The 18,166-nt window shown below is 59.7% G+C and carries 15 protein-coding genes; 6 read left to right on the top strand and 9 right to left on the bottom strand.

Features of this window, described 5'->3' with window-relative positions; genetic code table 11:
* Positions 1-150: 150 nt before the first annotated feature.
* From AB7M25_RS12330 to AB7M25_RS12315, 4 genes are all read right to left on the bottom strand, one after another.
* Positions 151-537, bottom strand: a complete 387-nt coding sequence (locus tag AB7M25_RS12330; RefSeq protein WP_454237368.1) for a hypothetical protein — start codon at positions 535-537, stop codon at positions 151-153.
* 82 nt (positions 538-619) lie between these two features.
* Positions 620-1,396: a hypothetical protein gene (locus AB7M25_RS12325; RefSeq protein WP_429560721.1), complete on the bottom strand. Its 777-nt coding sequence runs from the start codon at positions 1,394-1,396 to the stop codon at positions 620-622.
* Entirely contained in the window at positions 1,389-4,151 is a 2,763-nt protein-coding gene (locus AB7M25_RS12320) for a glycoside hydrolase family 19 protein (RefSeq protein WP_454237367.1), read from the bottom strand. Before AB7M25_RS12320 ends, AB7M25_RS12325 begins: the two co-directional genes overlap by 8 nt.
* 257 nt (positions 4,152-4,408) lie before the next feature.
* Positions 4,409-5,224 (bottom strand): cupin domain-containing protein, encoded by an 816-nt coding sequence (locus AB7M25_RS12315; protein ID WP_454237366.1) that lies wholly within the window; start codon positions 5,222-5,224, stop codon positions 4,409-4,411.
* Positions 5,225-5,358: 134 nt separating this feature from the next.
* Between AB7M25_RS12315 and AB7M25_RS12310 the strand changes: the two genes are divergently transcribed.
* On the top strand, positions 5,359-5,877 hold the full coding sequence (locus AB7M25_RS12310; protein ID WP_454237365.1) for a carboxymuconolactone decarboxylase family protein: 519 nt from the start codon (positions 5,359-5,361) through the stop codon (positions 5,875-5,877).
* A gap of 164 nt (positions 5,878-6,041) precedes the next feature.
* Here the strand turns inward: AB7M25_RS12310 and AB7M25_RS12305 are convergent, their stop codons facing one another.
* Complete coding sequence (locus tag AB7M25_RS12305; protein WP_454237364.1) at positions 6,042-7,130, bottom strand: polyamine ABC transporter substrate-binding protein; 1,089 nt, start codon at positions 7,128-7,130, stop codon at positions 6,042-6,044.
* A 55-nt stretch (positions 7,131-7,185) separates the two neighbouring features.
* Positions 7,186-8,487, bottom strand: coding sequence for an NAD(P)/FAD-dependent oxidoreductase (locus AB7M25_RS12300; RefSeq protein WP_454237363.1), 1,302 nt, complete (start codon positions 8,485-8,487; stop codon positions 7,186-7,188).
* Between the two features lie 157 nt (positions 8,488-8,644).
* Between AB7M25_RS12300 and AB7M25_RS12295 the strand changes: the two genes are divergently transcribed.
* A complete protein-coding gene (locus tag AB7M25_RS12295; RefSeq protein WP_429384828.1) occupies positions 8,645-9,532 on the top strand; it encodes a LysR family transcriptional regulator in 888 nt (295 codons plus the stop codon).
* 175 nt (positions 9,533-9,707) lie between these two features.
* Here AB7M25_RS12295 and AB7M25_RS12290 read toward each other — a convergent pair whose 3' ends face one another.
* The 3 genes from AB7M25_RS12290 to AB7M25_RS12280 are packed head-to-tail and all read right to left on the bottom strand — an operon-like array spanning position 9,708 to position 12,684.
* Positions 9,708-11,216 (bottom strand): tripartite tricarboxylate transporter permease, encoded by a 1,509-nt coding sequence (locus AB7M25_RS12290; RefSeq protein WP_104448621.1) that lies wholly within the window; start codon positions 11,214-11,216, stop codon positions 9,708-9,710.
* Between the two features lie 15 nt (positions 11,217-11,231).
* Complete coding sequence (locus tag AB7M25_RS12285) at positions 11,232-11,717, bottom strand: tripartite tricarboxylate transporter TctB family protein (protein ID WP_429384831.1); 486 nt, start codon at positions 11,715-11,717, stop codon at positions 11,232-11,234.
* Between the two features lies 1 nt (position 11,718).
* Positions 11,719-12,684, bottom strand: coding sequence for a Bug family tripartite tricarboxylate transporter substrate binding protein (locus AB7M25_RS12280; protein WP_429384833.1), 966 nt, complete (start codon positions 12,682-12,684; stop codon positions 11,719-11,721).
* 359 nt (positions 12,685-13,043) lie between these two features.
* Here AB7M25_RS12280 and AB7M25_RS12275 point away from each other — a divergent pair, with 359 nt between their 5' ends.
* The 4 genes from AB7M25_RS12275 (at position 13,044) to AB7M25_RS12260 (ending at position 17,992) form a co-directional block, all read left to right on the top strand.
* Positions 13,044-13,301 carry a DUF2790 domain-containing protein gene (locus tag AB7M25_RS12275; RefSeq protein WP_429384835.1) on the top strand — a complete coding sequence of 86 codons (258 nt, stop codon included), beginning with the start codon at positions 13,044-13,046 and terminating at the stop codon, positions 13,299-13,301.
* Between the two features lie 85 nt (positions 13,302-13,386).
* The gene (locus tag AB7M25_RS12270; protein ID WP_007979096.1) at positions 13,387-14,058 is read left to right on the top strand and encodes a heavy metal response regulator transcription factor; all 672 of its coding nucleotides are present in this window, start codon (positions 13,387-13,389) and stop codon (positions 14,056-14,058) included.
* Between the two features lie 8 nt (positions 14,059-14,066).
* A complete protein-coding gene (locus tag AB7M25_RS12265) occupies positions 14,067-15,497 on the top strand; it encodes a heavy metal sensor histidine kinase (RefSeq protein ID WP_454237362.1) in 1,431 nt (476 codons plus the stop codon).
* 107 nt (positions 15,498-15,604) lie between these two features.
* A complete protein-coding gene (locus AB7M25_RS12260) occupies positions 15,605-17,992 on the top strand; it encodes a DUF3772 domain-containing protein (protein WP_429518780.1) in 2,388 nt (795 codons plus the stop codon).
* Positions 17,993-18,166: the final 174 nt, after the last annotated feature.

The following is an 18,166-nucleotide window of genomic DNA, read 5'->3' as shown; positions in this document are numbered from 1 at the left end:
AGTTTTTTATCAACTTTTTTGTACACAACATCCGCACACTGCAAAATGTCTTTAGTGATAAAGCTATTTTTATTGCAGCCTCCGTCAGCAAAAGATGACGAAATCCAAAAAACACTGAAAGCGCAAAACGTTAGTGCCAGCAATCGCATTTCAAACCTCTCTCAGAAACGTCGTTCCATCCATCCTGGACGCTTGTGACTTCAGCACTGTCTTGCCACTCAGCAGAGCGTCCAGTTGAATTGCCGGTTGATCCTCAAGTTCTCGAAACGCAGTCTGCAAGCTAACGCCCAACACCTGTTGCGAGCGACGTCCCTGACGAATCTTGCGGTTCATGTCTTCTTCACGAGCGTCATCCCATCCATCGGCGGCAGCATGTTCGCCGACGTGCAACAGCACTCGTCCGAATCCCAGCACGCACCACGCCAGGAACGGGATGCCCAAAGCCAAGGTCCAGAAATCCGAAGGTCGCTCGGGTAACGTTTCGTCACCGAACAGCAGCGTCCCTACCGTTCCCAGCAAACAACAGAGCAACAACATACCAAGCCAAAACAAAACCGAGGTCGTTGAGGGCTCCGTGCGAGAAGAGGCATTTTATCCAGTCTGATTGGCATGCCTTCACCTAACTCGCCGAAAAGTTTATCGACTTACACTGCGCCCACTTCACAATTATCTTCACTTTTGCCTGGTATGAAACCCTGCACCATCCGGCCATCGAATCCTCCACTAATACCCTGTCCCCTTTGATTAAATACATCTTGCTTGAAGACTGCAGCAACGGTTCCGAACCACCATCATAAAGAAATGTTTTCTCCAAAATCGTGCCTGTGATTTTTTTGTCAGCCATGATGGTGTGAAACAAGGGCAAACCTACCGCTGCCTCAACACTTCTTTTATCTTTGTACGGATATACATACTTTGATCGTCCTTGCTCATCGACAGCATCCCCACCTAAATCAAAAAAACGACTACGCTTTTGATCCAAAAGCAGAGTATCTCCCTCCCGCCTAATAACACTTACATTGTAGATATCACTGACCGGGGCCCACGACTTTGGCGTTTCCATGCGATGGATAACAAAAAGCATTTCTTCGAGCGTCCCAGCAGCCGGAAGAAAAAATGCGTCGATGATTGCTCCTTCCGTACCCGCATATGGAAACTCATAAACGAGCTTTGGATTTTCAGATGAAATAACTGAATAAAGAGATATTTCATCAGGATCTCGGGACAACTGACCTTCGGTTTGCACAGCCGCTTTAGTGTAGACGAAGCAAGCTTTCACCCCATGTACATCCATAGAGTTATAAGCTTGGCGAAACCCAATACCGCTGCATCCGTCATTACTCGCTACTGCCGTCGATCCAAGCAAATAACCAAAAAATACAATTAATTTAATCATTTCTTTTACACCGACTATCAAAGTGAACATTGAATTTTTTTGTGATCTCCCGCTTGTATTTTTGGCGATCAGATAAACCTGCCAATCCGATATTTATGGGGCGAGTCACCGCAGTAACGCTGACATCCCCACTTAAGAACGAATCTTCCGCAATCGTTGCTATACGCCTGACCTTCCAGAACCACAGCGCTGTTTCTATAGCAACGACAAAATCTTTCTCCAAGAGTTCTGGGTTAGAGTCAATCGGCAGCCCTGTATCTCTTGCACATTTTTTATAGGTTTCATAATGAGTGAGATGGATCAATCCTCGCCCTCTAAAATCTCTTCCTGGCTGTTCAGCATTGCCATAACAATGCAAGCCATAAGCTGCATCGTTACCTATAAGATGTTCATCTATCCAACTCAGTTTTTCTTCATCACTTGCGAAGGAAAGCCCTCGCCTAGAAAACCCCGCATTGATTACAGTCGGAGATAATCTATAAAGTTTGGCGGCAGTGTATGTCCGCCTAGAATAGTTCAACGACTCTCGAAATTGTAAAAAGCCACCAGTCTCCTTCTTAGCTTGCGCTAGCAGATGCGTGACTTGCTCACAGCTATCTACTCCGTATTTCTTGAACAGGTTTTCAGATGCTTCGACCATTGCGCTTATGAAAAGCGGATTCACTTCGCTGCTGCATATTTCGCTCAAAAAAACCTTCGTTAACTTGAGCGAAGCGCCGCATACTTTGCAGTTCAGCATTCCGTTTACAGTGTTCGCGAAGTGACCAAATATCCCAATCGGATGAAAGTGATACGCACTCCCCCACGAAGGCAACCCAACTTTCTCCGCCACTTCCCTCCACCACCCTATCTGTGCAATCCGCTGCTTCTCCGCCAGCCAATTCAAGTGCGGCGTCGAGCCGCTATGGCCGAGCAACTCATCCAGTGCGTCCCATATTTTTGGCTGCTGAAACCACTCACTTTCCTTGTAAAGAATCATCTGCGAAATCGACTGTGCATGAGCCGGTCGCTCAAGGGCAGCTTGCAGTTCAGTGGCCGTCATCTTGCCGTCGCGGTTGCGATCGATGATCTCGTACAACCGGCTTTTCATCGGGCCCTTGTCGTCTTTTTCGGCAATGGGGCGATAACGCTCGCGTTGCGCGTCGCTGAAACCGTCGACAGCGCTGAGAAAAGAGGCCAGCAAGTGTTTGGGTCTGCTGTAGTCGATGATGACGTCGTAGCCTTCCCAAGCCCACGGACTGACCCAAGGCGTTACGCCGGACTCGTCACACACCCAGCCATCGAGAAGATTGTTGTCGGCGTCATGAAGCAAATTTTTCAGGTGATACCAGGTACGAGCTTTGCGCGTCGGGCTCGCGGGCACCTGGATTTTTTGAGCCGCCGGAAGCTCATCGAGCACCTTCCTGGGGACCAGCAAATCGGCGGCACTGTGCGGGCTGGAAGCACTCGACGCCTGTAATAGTGCAGCGGTGGTATTTCCTTCAGGCGGCACCACCGGGGTGCCCTTGGCGAGTTTCAGCCAGGTTCTGTCTTTTTCCGGCAGGCGCTTGGCCCACAATCGACTGGCTTCGATGAACGCCTCGACGTCGTCGCCACTGAAGGTTTCCAGGTGCAGCTTTTTTTCCGGCTGATTCGCGTCGCCATCCTGATACAGGCCGAGATGGCCGATGAGGTCACCTGCCTTGATTGCGACTGGCTGGTCAAGCACCACTACCTGATCTGTCGCTACCGGTTCAATGGCACTTTCCAGCGAGTCAAAATGCACATATTCGTTGATGCGTTCGAGCTTGCGAAACTCGCCTTCGCCACTGACCGTGACCTCCGATTCAACCGGTAAGTTGAAAATCACGTTATCAGCAGAAATCAACGGTTCAGCCCGGACGTTGACTGTCTTCTTCGACGATTTAATGCGGGTCTTATTACGGTCCGGGTTTTGGAGCACCTTGATAGAGAGATAGCCCTTGATCGAGCCATCGGGGTTAAGCAGCTTGGCCGGTCCCAGGCTGCTCTCCAACTGGCGAAATTGCCCCGTGCCGCTGATAGTGACCTCGGCGCCTCGCGGCAGAAAATCGATGACCTGGCCATCCCATTTGTTGAGCACCTTCAGACCCTGCTGCTCAGGCCGGCCGGGGAGAACGTCGTTCGCCGTCTGCTTGACGCGAAAGGTCGGACGCACCGGCCAGAATCCCGGGCGTGCAATGGTCGAGTCCTGCTGGTACTTGCCCCAATCCTGCAAATGCAGGTAGAGGCTGTAAAAGGTCAGGCTCGGTGGAATGTCCGTGCTGCCTTCGATCTTCGGCGGTTGAAGGTGATGGCGAACCAGCACGAAGTTGCGCGAAAAAGGTTTCTCGACCGCTTCTTCGACGAAGTAGCGCGTGGTCGGTGACTGTGTGTCGATGCGGTAGGCCACCACTTCACCGTCGGCCAGGCAGTGCACACTGGATTGATCGAGAGTGCCAGCAGTACCGCCGTCGAAATGCACCCCACCGTGAAACAGCCCGTTGCGGCCAATTGGATAGTAACCAGCGTTGGCCTTGGCCATGTGAGTCAACTGCGACAGCGGATCGCGTTTATTCTTGAACGGATGGCACCAGTTTTTCAGGGGTTGTAATGCGCAGGTGTCTTGCTCAGGGGGCACGGGGGCGTGGATGGCCCCCGTATCGGGCACAGGTGAGATCGGGGCGATCGGCCCATTCCATCGCGTTTCCCTGCCGTTGTTGTGAAGTCCAAAAAGTCGGGAAAGCAAACTGACCATGTTGAGTGCTGCTCCTTGTTCTACGGAGGAAATCAGGCAGAGAAATCCGCCAGTCCCAGAGACTTCTGGATGGGTTACGAGGGGGCCTCATGTCCCCCCTCGTTCAAGCGCTCGACAGCTTTCTGGAAGCTGATAAGGGTTGAAATAGGAGACTTCCGAAATGTGCGTAGGACGCGTCCTGAAGCTGGATTATCGGATCCGCTGGACCTGTAGGAACCTTTGTGGGAGCTCTCTCCCACAAAGGAAAAGTGCGGTGGTCAGTTGCCCCTCCACTCCCGCGGGCTCAGCCCGGTCTTGCGCCGGAACGCCCGGGCCAGCGCCGAGGGGCTCTCATAACCCACTTCCTCGGCGATCAGCGCGATCGGCCGGCCCTCGCGCAGGCGCTTCTGCGCCAGGCTGATGCGCCAGCTCACCAGGTAATCCACCGGCGTCTGCCCGACCACCCGGCGAAAGTGCTCGGCGAAACTGGCCCGCGACATATTGGCGGCGACCGAGAGTTCGGCCACGCTCCAGGCCTTGGCCGGGCTTTGATGCATCAGGCTCAGGGGCCGCGCCAGGCGCGCATCGGCAAGGCCGGCCATCATGCCCGGTTGCTGGCCCGTGGTGCTCAGGATGTGCCGCAGCAACAGAATCACCAGCAGCTCGAACAGGCGATCCATCACCGCTTCACGCCCGCACGTACCGTCGAACGCCTCCTTGAACAGCCATTCCAGGGTCCCGGCCAGGGTCGGGATTTCATCGAGCTTGAGCACCAGGTAATCCGGCAGCGCCGCCGCCAGGGCATTGCCCGCACCGCCGTCGAAATCCAGGGTCGCACACACCAGTTGCGTGCCGGATGCTTCAGACGCAAACAGACGATGTCGATAGGGCCGGGGAAAAAAGATCAGGCTCGGCTCGGTCAGTTGCAGGTCCGGCTGGTCGCCCATTTTGAGCAGCAACTCGCCGGCCTGAAGCAGGTGCAAATGACCGCTGGCCTGTTGGCCGTCGTAGGCGACGGTGCCGCAGTACATACCGCTATGGAAAGTGCCGGCATTGACGCCGAAATGGGTGAGCAACGTGGACAAGCGATCCATGACAAGGCTCCCGACGGCAGTTCTGGACGATCTGTCGCATATCCTCGACGATTTGCATCCAATACACCAGACCTTCTCCCTAACATGAGCTCCGTACCCAGCGCATTCCGCGCCTTACATCACGGAGTATCACCATGACCCGCATTGCCCCGATCAGCCTGGAAAACGCCACCGACACCACCCGCCCCCTGCTGGAAGGCGTGCAGAAGAAAATCGGTTTTCTGCCCAACGTCTTCAAAGTCCTCGCCCATGCACCGGCCGTGCTGGCCTCGTACCTGCAAAACTCGGCCGCACTGGGCAAGACGTCCCTGAGCGCCACGGAAAAGGAAGCGGTGTCCCTCGCCACTTCGCAAGTCAACGGCTGCGACTACTGCCTGGCCGCTCACACGCTGTTCGCCGGTAAGGCCGGACTGTCGAAGCAGGAGATCCTCAGCGCACGACATGGCGAGCTTAACGCCATTGCCACCCTCGCCCGCCAGGTCACCGAAAGCCGTGGCCACCTGAGCGTCGAGCAGATTGCCGCTGCCCGTAATGCCGGTATCGACGACGGCAAGATCATCGAAGTGATCGCCCATGTGGCTTCGCAAACGTTGACCAACTACCTGAACAACGCGGCACTGACCGACATCGACTTCCCGACCATCGATGCCTGAATGGATCCAGCCTCACTCCTGCCCGAAACAACTTGTGGGAGCGGGCTTGCTCGCGAAAGCGGAGTGTCAGTCGACATCTTAGGTGTCTGACACTCCGCCTTCGCGAGCAAGCCCGCTCCCACACTGATTTTGCTCAAGTGACAGATGTGCGCATGACGTCACCGTCAGGTATTGGTTTTCAGCTTGGTCCACAAGCGTGTGCTGAGGCGCGCGATGGCCGCGGGCAAGTCCTCGACGGTGAACAGCTTGTCCATCACGGTTTTCGGTGGGTAGATCGCCAGGTCTTGCTTCACCGCCGGGTCGACGAAGGCATCCGCCGCGCTGTTGGGGTTGGCGTAGTGGATGCTGTTGCTGATGTTGGCAATCACCTTCGGCTCCAGCAGGTAGTTCATGTAGGCGTAGCCGTTCTTCTCGTGTGGCGCGCTCTTGGGCATGACCACCATGTCCAGCCACAAGGTGGAACCTTCGTCCGGGATCGAGTAGGCAATGTCGATCCCGTTCTTGGCTTCCCTGGCGCTGGCGGCCGCCTGCACGATGTCACCGTTGAAACCGATCACCGCGCAGACGTTGCCGTTGGCCAGGTCGCTGATGTACTTGGACGCATGGAAATACTGGACGTAAGGCCGGATCTTCAGCAGCGCCTGCTCGGCTTTCTTGTAGTCGGCCGGCTCGTGGCTATGAGGCGGCAGCCCCAGGTAGTTGAGCGTGATCGGCAGGATCTGCGTCGGGTTGTCGATGATCGCCACGCCGCACTCGCTGAGCTTCTTGATGTTGTTCTCGTCGAAGAACAGCTTCCAGGAACGGGTAACGTCGGTACTGCCGAAGATCGCCTTGATCTTCTCGACGTTGTAACCGATGCCCGCCGTGCCCCACATGTAAGGGAAGCCGTACTGGTTGCCCGGGTCGTTGACCTCAAGCTTCTTCATCAGCGCCGGGTCGAGGTTTTTCCAGTTGGGCAACTGGCTCCTGTCGAGTTTCTGGATCGCGCCGGCCTTGATCAGGCGCGACAGGAAGTGGTTCGACGGGCTGACCACGTCATAACCGGTATTGCCGGTCATCAGTTTCGATTCCAGCACTTCGTTGCTGTCGTGGATGTCGTAGGTCGCCTTGATCCCGGTTGCCTTGGTGAAGTCGGGCAAGGTGACGTCGGCGATGTAACCGTTCCAGTTGGAAATATTGACGGTTTCGTCGGCGTAGGCGACAGCGGAAAAGGTCGAGATCAGGGCCACAAGGGAAAGCGTATTGACGCGCATGTTGAATCACCTTCGATGGGAAGTGCTGTTGTTCTTGTTGTGAAGTTCGTGTTGTTCAGACTTCGCTTCTGGCCCGGACCGTTTCCACGCGCATACGCAGCATGGCACCGATGTCGAGCAACGGCTTGGGCGGCAGCCAGCCGGGTTGTGCCCGCGAGATGACCGATTGCAGCAGCGGTGAATCACCGCCCGAGGCCATTTCCGCGAGCAAGCGCCCCCACAACGTACCCCGCGCCACGCCGGAACCGTTGCACCCGGCCACGGCGAACACGCCCTCCTCGACTTTCGCGAAGTACGGTTGCCCGGAGCGCGAAGCGCTGAGATGACCGGTCCAGGTGTATTCGATGTCCTGCTCGCCGAGCATCGGGAAACGCCGTTGCAACCCCAGCACGTGGTGTTGGCGACGGGTCGACAGCTCACTCAAAGACAAATCCCTGGAGCGGTATTCCGCCGTGTTGCGGATCATCACCCGGCGATCCGGCGTCAGGCGCACCGTGGCGCCCAACGGACGGGTCGACAGCACACCCCAGGACGCTTGCGCCCCCAGGGCTTGAAACTCTTGATCGCTGAGGGGTCGCGTGAGGCTGGCGCTGAGTTCCATCGCGAAGGTGCCGCTGTCGTCGATCCCTGAACGAGGAATGAAGGCGTTCAGGCAGACCAACACCTGTTTGGCCTCAACGCAGCCGTCTTGGCCCCGGGCACGGATCCGGCCGTCGCCGAGGCGCTCAAGACCTGCGATATCGCTGTTCTCATGGACCGTCACTGACGGCGGCAAGGCATCGAGCAGGCCCTTGACGTACTTGGCCGGTTGCAGCAGCGCATTGCCATTGCCACACCAGATTCCGGCGCGGTAGTGGCGGGTGCCGAGTTTCTCGATCAGTTGCTCGCCTTGCAGGAACTGCGCACTGGCGCCAACGGCCCGCAAGGTCTGCAACTTGGCCTCGACCTGGGTCAGCTTGCGTGGATCGCTGACGGCAAAGAAATAGCCCGATTCCCTGAAGTCGCATTCGATGCCCAGCCGGGCGATCTGCTTGCGCACTTCATCGGCGGCGGCGCGGCCGATCGCCGTATCCACTTGATAGCCGGCGAACCCTGCGCTACCCGACAGCTCGCCGGCGCCGGGATGTTCGTGGGCCACCACAAACCCGGAATTACGCGCCGACGCCCCCTGCGCAGCCCGCTGGCGGTCAACGACCACAATGCGTGCCTGGGGGTGCATGTGCGCCAGAGCGTGCGCCGCACTGAGGCCGGTAATGCCGGCGCCGATCACCAGCCAGTCGGCGTGCTGCGTGCCTTTGAGCGAATCGCGCAACGGAGAACTCCCCGCTTGCGCAATCCAGCCACAGATATTTTCCATGCGTCACCTCAGGTTCTTGTTCTGCGAACCGTCTCGATCAGCATGTTATGCAGGATTCGCATAAATGGTTTTCGTCAACGGTGTCTATGACTAGAATCTAAAGGCTGATAACGCAGACAACCAACGTTATTAAATCATCGAGGCATTCCGAAAACGCATGGATAAAGTACGCCACGTGCCCTCGCTGCAGGGCTTGCAGGCCCTGGTCGAGGTCGCCGGGTCAGGCAGCTTCACCCAGGCGGCGCAAAAGCTCTGCCTGACCCAAAGCGCCGTGAGCCGACAGATCCAGCAACTGGAGAGCCACTTCGGTGTCGCGTTGTTCGTGCGCAGCAGCCGCAGCCTGCAACTGACCCCGGAAGGCGACCAGGTGTTGGCCAGCGCTCGCACCATCCTTGAGCAATTAAGGTCGCTCGAAGACCGGCTCGCGCCCAGACAACGACCGTTCCGCATTCGCATGCACGTGTCACTGGCGGTGCGCTGGCTGCTACCCAAACTGAACGATTTCTACCGGCATCACCCGGACGTCTCCCTGGCAATCGAAACCGTGGCCACCGAAGTCGTGGAACCGGCCAGTGACAGCGACGCCTACATTCTCTATCTGCCTGAGCCGTCCACGGCGCCCGATTGCCTGACGCTGTTCGAGGAAGCCCTGGTGCCGGTGTGCGCGCCTGGGCTGGGCACCCCGACCCGGCCATTGGCTTCGCTGGAAGATCTGTCGGGGTTCGCGTTGCTGCACCGCTCCTCCGATCAACATGACTGGCAGGTATGGTTATCAGCCCATGGCGGCAAGGCGTTGCAGGACTATCGGCATATCCCCTTCAACCTCGACGAACTGGCACTCGATGCCGCCGCCCGGGGGCTGGGCGTAGCGATGACCGACATGACCTTGGCAGGCGAGTCGATCCAGCGCGGCGAACTGGTGATTCCGTTTGGTGAGCCCTTGAAGACCCGGGGGATTTACTCGTTGTGCCTGCAACCCTCGGCGGCATCGCATCCTGCGTGCGCGCCGGTCATGCAGTGGTTTGCCGCACAAACCACTGCATGACCGCCTTCAATGTCGACTGATACACCGCCTTCGCGGGCAAGCCCGCTCCCACAGGGTTAGTGCGTGTACGCCGTATTCGTGAACGACCGAAATCACTGTGGGAGCGGGCTTGCCCGCGAAGGCGTCGGGTCAGTTGAAAATTATTTCACTGACACACCGCTCCCACAGGGATTGCTCAATCATCCTCATGCAACTTGATGCCGCGTTTATGCAACACATGAGGCACCACCAGCACCAGCAGCGTCAGGGCGAGAAAGAACGCCGAGATCGGTTGCGTGACGAACACCGTCCAGTCGCCCTGGCCGATGGACAAGGCATTGCGCAGTTGTTTCTCGGCCATCGGCCCCAGCAGCATGCCAACGATCACCGGGGCGACGGGGAAGTCGAATCGCCGCATCAGCACCCCGCCCCAGCCAATCGCCAACATCAGCAGCAGGTCGAAGGATGAGTGGCGCATGCCATACACGCCGATCGTGGCGAATACCAGGATGCCGGCATTCAGGTATGGCCGGGGGATCTGCAGCAGTTTGACCCACAGCCCCACCAGCGGCAGGTTCAACACCAGCAGGATGACGTTGCCGATGTACAGCGAGGCCACCAGCGTCCAGACCAGGTCGGCGGAGGTTTCGAACAGCATCGGCCCCGGTTGCAGGTTGTAGTTCTGGAACGCGGCCAGGAGGATCGCCGCGGTGGCCGACGTCGGGATGCCCAGGGTCAGCAACGGCACCAGGGACCCGGTCGCGCTGGCATTGTTGGCCGCTTCGGGGCCGGCGACGCCTTCGATAGCGCCCTCGCCCTTGTTGGCGGAAAACTCCTTGGGGTACTTGCTGAGCTTGCGCTCGGTGGAATAGGACAAAAAGGTCGGAATCTCCGCGCCGCCGGCCGGAATCGAACCAAACGGAAAGCCGATCAGCGTGCCGCGAAGCCACGCGGGCACCGAACGCTTCCAGTCGGCACGGGTCATCCACAACGAGGTCAGGCGATGCCGCCCTTCGTTCGATTCCTTTTGATAGAGCAAGCTGTACAAGGCCTCGCCCACGGCGAACAAGCCGACCGCCACCAGCACCACCTCGATACCGTCCACCAGTTCGGGAACGCCCAGGGTGTAGCGGGCAATGCCCGAGGTCGAGTCCAGGCCGATCAAACCGATGGTCAGCCCGACACCCAGCGAAGCAAACCCTCGCAGCATCGAGGCGCCGAGCACCGCCGACACGGTGGTGAACGACAGCACCAGGATCGCGAAATATTCGGTCGGGCCGAAATTCAGCGCCAGCCTGGCCACAACCGGAGCAAACAGCGTCAGCAACACCGTGGCGATGGTACCGGCGACGAAGGAGCCTATCGCCGCCGTTGCCAGCGCAGGGCCGGCGCGGCCGTTGCGCGCCATCAGGTTGCCCTCCAGGGCCGTGACCATGGAGGACGATTCACCCGGGGTGTTGAGCAGGATCGAGGTGGTGGAACCGCCGAACTGCGCACCGTAGTAGATACCGGCGAACATGATCAGCGCGCCCGTGGGGTCGACCTTGGCGGTGATCGGCAACAGCAGGGCCACCGTCAGCGCCGGACCGATCCCCGGCAACACGCCGATGGCGGTGCCGAGCAGGCAGCCGATGAACCCCCACATCAGGTTGATCGGGGTCAGTGCCGCGGCAAAACCCATCGCCAGGCTTGAAAGAATGTCCACGGTGTCGATCTCCTTTCAAAGCCAGATGTTGATCAGCGATGGCAGGGAAACCCCCAGCCCGGCGTTGAACAGCCAGTAGATCGGCAGGGTCAGGGCAATGCCGATGGCCAGGTCCCGCAGCGGATGACGGCTGCCAAAACCCCGCGCCGAACAGGCGAACAACAACCCGGCGGCCAGCACAAAACCGATGAGGTTGATCAGCAGCGCCACCCCGACAAGCCCGGCGGTCACCCAGGCGGCGCCGGTTTTTCCACCGGGCACCGTGCCCGTGTCGTCGTTATCCAGCTCGCGAAAACCGCCGCTGAGCGCCTGATAGCTCAGCAACAGGCCCACACCGCCGAGAAACGCCGCCACCACATAGGGGTAAACGTAGGCCGGGAGGATGACGAATCCCATTTCCGGTGGAAACCGGTAGGCCCCCATCGCCAAGACGGCGCTGATGGCGATCAGGCCGAGGCCGACCGCCAATTGCGTCGGCACCACTGCGCGCAGTGTGGTCATCTCAAAGCAGCCCGACCTTGACCAGCATGGCGTGCAACCGCACGTGTTCTTCGTCGACGAACTTGCCGAACTCATCGCCGGTCAACACGCTGGGCGTCCAGGCGTTGGTCTGGAGATTGTCCTGCCAGACCTTGCTCTTGGTGGCGGCCACGACAGCGTCGATCACCTCTTTACGCTGTTCCGGGGTGAGGCCCGCCGCACCGTAAACGCCGCGCCAGTTGCCGATGGTCACGTCATAGCCGCTCTCTTTGAGGGTCGGTGCGTCAATACCGGGAACGCGCTCCGGTGCGCCGATGGCCAGGACACGGAACTGGCCGGTCTTGATGTACTGGCCGAGCTCGGCGAAACCGCCGGTGATCACCTTGAGCTGGCCGCCCAGCGCCTGGGCGACCACCTCGCCGCCGCCACCAAACGCCACGTAGTTCACCTTGTTGACCGGCACGTCCAGCTTGCCCGCCAGCTCGGCAATGCCGATGTGATCCACCGAGCCCTTGGAGCCGCCGCCCCAGGTGATGCTCGTCGGCTTGTCCTTGAAGGCCTTGATCAGGTCATCGAGGGTCTTGAATTCCGATTCCTTGCGCACGGCGATCACGTTGTACTCGGTGAACAACCGGGCAATGGGCGTCACATCCTTCAGGCTGATCTGCGATTTGTTCTGCTCGATGCCCGCGACCATGATCGCGCCGACCACCAGCAACGCATTCGGATCGCCCTTGGTGCTGTTGGCAAATTGCGCCAGCCCCAGGGTCCCGCCCGCCCCGCCCTTGTTCTCGAAGGTCACGGCCTTGGCCGTATTGGCTTCGACCATGGCCTTGCCCAGCACACGGGCAGTCTGGTCATAACCACCGCCCACCGAGCCCGGGGCCATGAATTTCACGGTATCGAGCGCGAAGGCGGGTGCGACAAGCACGGCAGCGGTCAAACCGGCGGCCATGCAGCGACTGAAACGACGGATCAAAGCGGACATGGGCATCTCCTGATTGCATTGTTTTTATAGGTGCCGCTGGCCCATCGAGGTGTTCGATGAACAGGGGCCTGCGAACAAGCTTAGGCCATGGATCCGCGGGTTGATCTGTTTTATGGCGCCCCCCCTGTGGGAGCGGGCTTGCTCGCGAAGAGGCCATCACATCCAACATTGATGCTGGCTGACACACCGCCTTCGCGAGCAAGCCCGCTCCCACAGGGACCTGGGTGCTCCGGCCATCCATTCATTACAACTTTGTAATCGAGTTGTTGGTCAGCTGTCCGGATCACACCGTTAGCCTGAACTCACTGTCAGGCAAATCACCGGCAGCCCCCCCTCAACCCTGAAAAGAGAGACTTGTGATGAAACTGTTAATCGCGGGTTTTGCCGCCCTGCTCGCCACCGGCTCGGCGTTCGCCGCCACCCAATCCACCTCGCCAATCATCCACGACCAGGACGGCTTCTATGTCCCGGTGGAAGTGGCCAAAGTGCTGTCCATGACCGACCTCAACGGCAAGTGCGGCGTCGTGCCCGCGCAGTTCAACTACCTCGACCACCAGGGCCGCGAGCATCAACTGGACTATCAGGTTCAGGGGGTGAACTGCCTTGGCGAGAACTGACCCGATGCCTGCCACCACCGCCGATCGGGCTACACTTGCGCCACTGATGCGCCCCCGTAGCCCGACCGAACCAGGCAGGTTTTCCATGAACATCCTCGTAGTCGAAGACGAACCCAAGGCCGGCAATTACCTGCTCAACGGCCTGCAGGAACTCGGATACACCGTGAACCTGGCGCGCGACGGCGTCGATGGCCTGCACCTGGCCCTGGAACACGACTTCGATGTGATCGTGCTGGACGTCATGATGCCGAAGATGGATGGCTGGGAAGTCCTGCGCCGCCTGCGCAAGGAAGCCGACACACCGGTGCTGTTCCTCACCGCCCGGGATGACATCGCCGACCGCATCAAAGGCCTCGAACTGGGCGCCGACGATTACCTGATCAAACCCTTTTCCTTCGCCGAACTGGTGGCGCGCCTGCGCACCCTGACCCGCCGCGGCCCTACCCGGGAAGACGAACACCTGCACGTCGACGACCTGCAGATCGACGTGCTCAAGCGTCGCGTCAGCCGCGCCGGCAACCGCATCACCCTGACCAACAAGGAGTTTGCCCTGCTGCACCTGTTCGCCACGCATCAGGGCGAAGTGCTGTCACGCTCGATGATCGCCTCGCGGGTCTGGGACATGAATTTCGACAGCGACACCAATGTCGTCGATGTCGCGGTGCGCCGCCTGCGCCTGAAAATCGACGACCCGTTCCAGCTCAAGCTGATCCACAGCGTGCGCGGCATCGGCTATCGCTTCGACACTCAACCTTGAATGCCCCCATGAATGCCATGACGCCGCTGCGATCCGCCTCCCGTCTCAGCCACTCCCTGACGCTGCGCCTGGCGCTGGTGTTCGCCCTGCTGGCGTTTGTCTCGCTGGCGCTGCTCGGTGTCGCGCTGTACCGCGACCTGGAACGCGAGTTGATCCATCGCGACGATATTGCCCTGATCACACGCATCGACCAGTTGCGCACCTTCCTCAACGACAGCAACACCCTGGACCTGATCAAGGCCAAACCCGCGCTGTTCCAGAACATGATGGGCAACCGCGAGGCCTTGTTGACCATCGGCACCCCGGGGCAACCGCCGTTGCTGGTGGTCAACCCGGGCAACCTGACAATGCCGGTGCTGACCCCGGTGGCGATGGACCATCGACTGACCCTGGACGACGTGCAGCATTTGCCCAACGTCAACGGCGTGCCGTTTTCCGCCCTGGCGGCGACCATCGACTCCGGCGACCTGGGCAGCCTGCAAGTGGTGACCGGGCGCCTGATGACCGAACGCACCGCCGTGCTCGCCGATTACCGGCTCAACGTCTACCTGTTCGCCACCGTGGCCGCGATTCTGCTGGCGTTGTCCGGTTATGTGCTGGTGCATCGCGGCCTGTTGCCGGTGCGGCGCCTGGCCCGCCACACCCAGAGCATCGACGTCGGCAACCTCAACGAGCGCCTCGACAGCCAGGGCGCGCCGCTGGAACTGCTGCCGATGATCGACGCCTTCAACGCCATGCTCGACCGCCTGGACAAAGGCTTTGTGCAATTGGGTCAGGTATCGACCGACATGGCCCACGAACTGCGCACGCCGATCAACAACCTGCTCGGCGAAACCCAGGTGGCCTTGCAGCAGAACCGCAGCACCGACGCCTATCAGCAGTTGCTGGCCTCCAATGTCGAAGAGCTCGAGCGCCTGGCGCGCATGCTCGACAACATGCTGTTCCTGGCCCGCACCGATCCGCGCAGCGCCTTGCGCCAGCGTCAGGAACTGGATGCCGCCGACGAAATGCAACGCATGGCCGACTATTTCGAAGGCCCGGCGACCGACGTTGGCATCTGCATCAATGCCCACGGCAGCGGCTTGATCTGGGCCGAGCCCATGTTGCTGCGTCGTGCCCTGGCCAACCTGTGCGCCAACGCCATCAAGTACGGCGCGCCGCATTCCGAGCTGTGCATTCACGCCAACCCGACCGCCGACGGCATCCAGGTGCAAGTGCGCAACCACGGCCAGACCATCCCGGCGCAGCATCTGCCACGGCTGTTCGAACGCTTCTACCGGGTCGATGAATCCCGCGAACGCTCGGCCCAGTCCAATGGCCTGGGCCTGTCGATCGTGGCGACGATCATGCAACTGCACAACGGCGCCTGCCATGTCAGCAGTGCCGACGGCATCACCTGCTTCGAACTGTTTTTCCCGGCGCGGCAACAGCATGAGTAGCGCCCGGGCGAAAAACGGCCGGACACTTTCGACAAAACATCGCTCAAGGCTGCGTGTCATGACCTAACCTCATTGGCTAAGTGACTAACAACCCGTCGAGCACGCCGATGTTCAATGTATGGAAGTCAATGATTTACGTCGCCTTCGCACTGCTGGTGGCGACCCCGGGATGGCTGTCGGCGGCGACCATGGCCGACACCCTTGCTCCGGCCCCCACCGCCCCGGTCATCAGCCTCTCCGACAGCGAATTGCTGGGGTTGCAAAGCCAGCTGAACAGCCTCAAGCAGCAGGTTTCCCAGGCCAGCACCTACACCCAGCTGGAAAGCTCGCAGGACCTGGTGCTGGCACTGATTCAGAATATTGAACGCCTCTCCACATCGCTGCTGCCGGGACAGGCGCAGTTGCAGGCGCAACTCAATGTGCTGGGGCCAGTGCCGCTCGACGAGAACGCCCAGGTGACGTCTGCCATTACCACCCAACGAGACACACTCGGCGAGCAAAAAGACAGGATCGACAACCAGCTCAAAACCCTGGCTGCGCTGAAAGTCAGTGCCGCCGAGCTGATCACCCAGATTGCCAGTATTCGCCGCAGCCTGCTGGAGGCGGAGGTGACCCAGCAGACCAACAGCATCCTGAACCCGAGGTTCTGGTCGCCATTGTTCGATCTTCCGCTCGATGACCGCCAACGTTTCAGCGCCCTCGTCCAGCAACTCAAGGTCACGCACCAGGCGGCCTGGCAACCCGGTCAACGCGCAATCACGGCCTCCCTGCTGGCTCTGGCCCTGGTCATCTGGACCCTGGGGCGAAAACTCGCCGGTCGGGGTCTGGCGTGGCTGTGCATTCATCGAATGCCCGAAGGCCGGTTACGGCGCAGCTCCCTGGCATTGGCCTCGGTACTGGCGACGGTGCTGAGCGCCGGCATCGCCCTGCAATTGCTGCACTTTGCCGCGACCCGGCAACTGCCCTACACGCCGCTGCTGGCCGACCTAGCGCAATACCTGGAAAAGCTGGCCTATACCTGCGTGATGATCACCGGGTTGAGCCGCGCGTTGCTGTCGACCAAACATCCTTCATGGCGCCTGCCCGATATCGCCGATCCGGTGGCGCTGGCGATAGAGCCCTACCCCAGGCGGCTGGCAAGCCTGCTGCTGGTGCTGGTCACACTGGTGCAGATGAGCAACGTCACCGGCATGAGCGCCGAAGTGGTGTTGTTCGGCCGGGGAATCGTGGCGCTGGTCGTGGCACTGGTGATCGGCGCGCTGCTGTTGCGCGTCAGCAAGACCCGCCGGGCGCTGATCGTTGCCGGAGAGACTCCCGAAGGCGTCACCACGTCCGCCGGCCTGATTTATGCGCTTGCCGGCGTTGCCGTGGTGGTGTCCCTGATCGCCCTGGCGATCGGCTACGTGACGATGGCCCGGTTCATCACCTATGAAATGGTGTGGATTTTCATCGTCTTCGCCGCGTTCTACCTGCTCACGCAGGTGTACCAGGACACCTGCGAATCGGTTTTTTCACCCAGGCAACCAGCCGGCAAGGCGATCAAACAGCTGCTGGGCATCGGTAATCCACGCCTGGAGCAGATATGCACCGTGTTTTCAGGAGCGGGCCGCGCCATCCTGATGCTGGTCGGCGTCATTGCGTTGTTTGTCGGCGGCATTGGTACGACATTCGGGCAACTGGTCACCAGCACCGCGGCCATTCTCGGCGGCGAAGGGCTGCGCAAGCTGAACATCGTCCCGGACAACTTGATGCGTGCCTTCCTGACACTGTTGATCGGTGTCTACCTGATTCGCACGCTACGCCGCTGGCTGGACGGCGAGTTCCTGCCGAAAACCGAGATGGACCCCGGCATGTGCGCCTCGCTGAGCACCCTGTTCGCCAACATCGGATACGCGTCGATCGTGCTGCTCACGCTGTCGTCGCTGGGGATCAAGTGGACCAACCTGGCCTGGATCGTCAGCGCCCTGTCAGTGGGCATCGGCTTCGGCCTGCAAGAGATCGTGAAGAATTTCATCTCCGGCCTGATCCTGCTGACCGAGCGCCCGGTAAAGGTCGGCGACCTGATCAGCATCAGTGGCGTCGAAGGCGACATACGACGGATCAACGTGCGGGCCACGGAAATACAACTCGCCGACCGCTCAATCATGATCGTGCCCAACTCGCACCTGATTTCGCAGAACCTGCGCAACGTCACCCTCGGCGGCAGCGCCCAGGGCGTGGTGATACTCGAGCTGATGTTCCCGCTGGATATCGATCCGGAACTGGTGCAAAACATGCTGATGGACAGCTACACCGAGCACGAATCCATTCTGGATAAACCGGCGCCGTTCTTGCGCTTCAGCCAGTTGAAACCGGAAGGCATCACCTTGACCATCACCGGCTACGTCGGCAGCCCGCGCACGGTCGGGGCGATCAAGAGCGAGCTACTGTTTGAAATTCTCAAGCGACTGGGTGCCGCCGGCATTGAACTGGCGAAACCGCCACCCGCAGCATGATGTAGGAGCGAGCCTGCTCGCGATGGTCGCCAACGATAACGCGAACTAACTGACAGACCGCATTATCTTGACGTTTTTCGCGAGCAAGCTCGCTGCTACAGGTTGATCAGTCGTTAACGATAACGCGTGTGAACCGGATAAACGCGGCGCACTTGAGCCCATCGCCGGCCGGCT

The organism is Pseudomonas sp. AP3_22 TE3818 (assembly GCF_053628995.1).
This window is presented reverse-complemented; position numbering and strand designations above follow the sequence as displayed.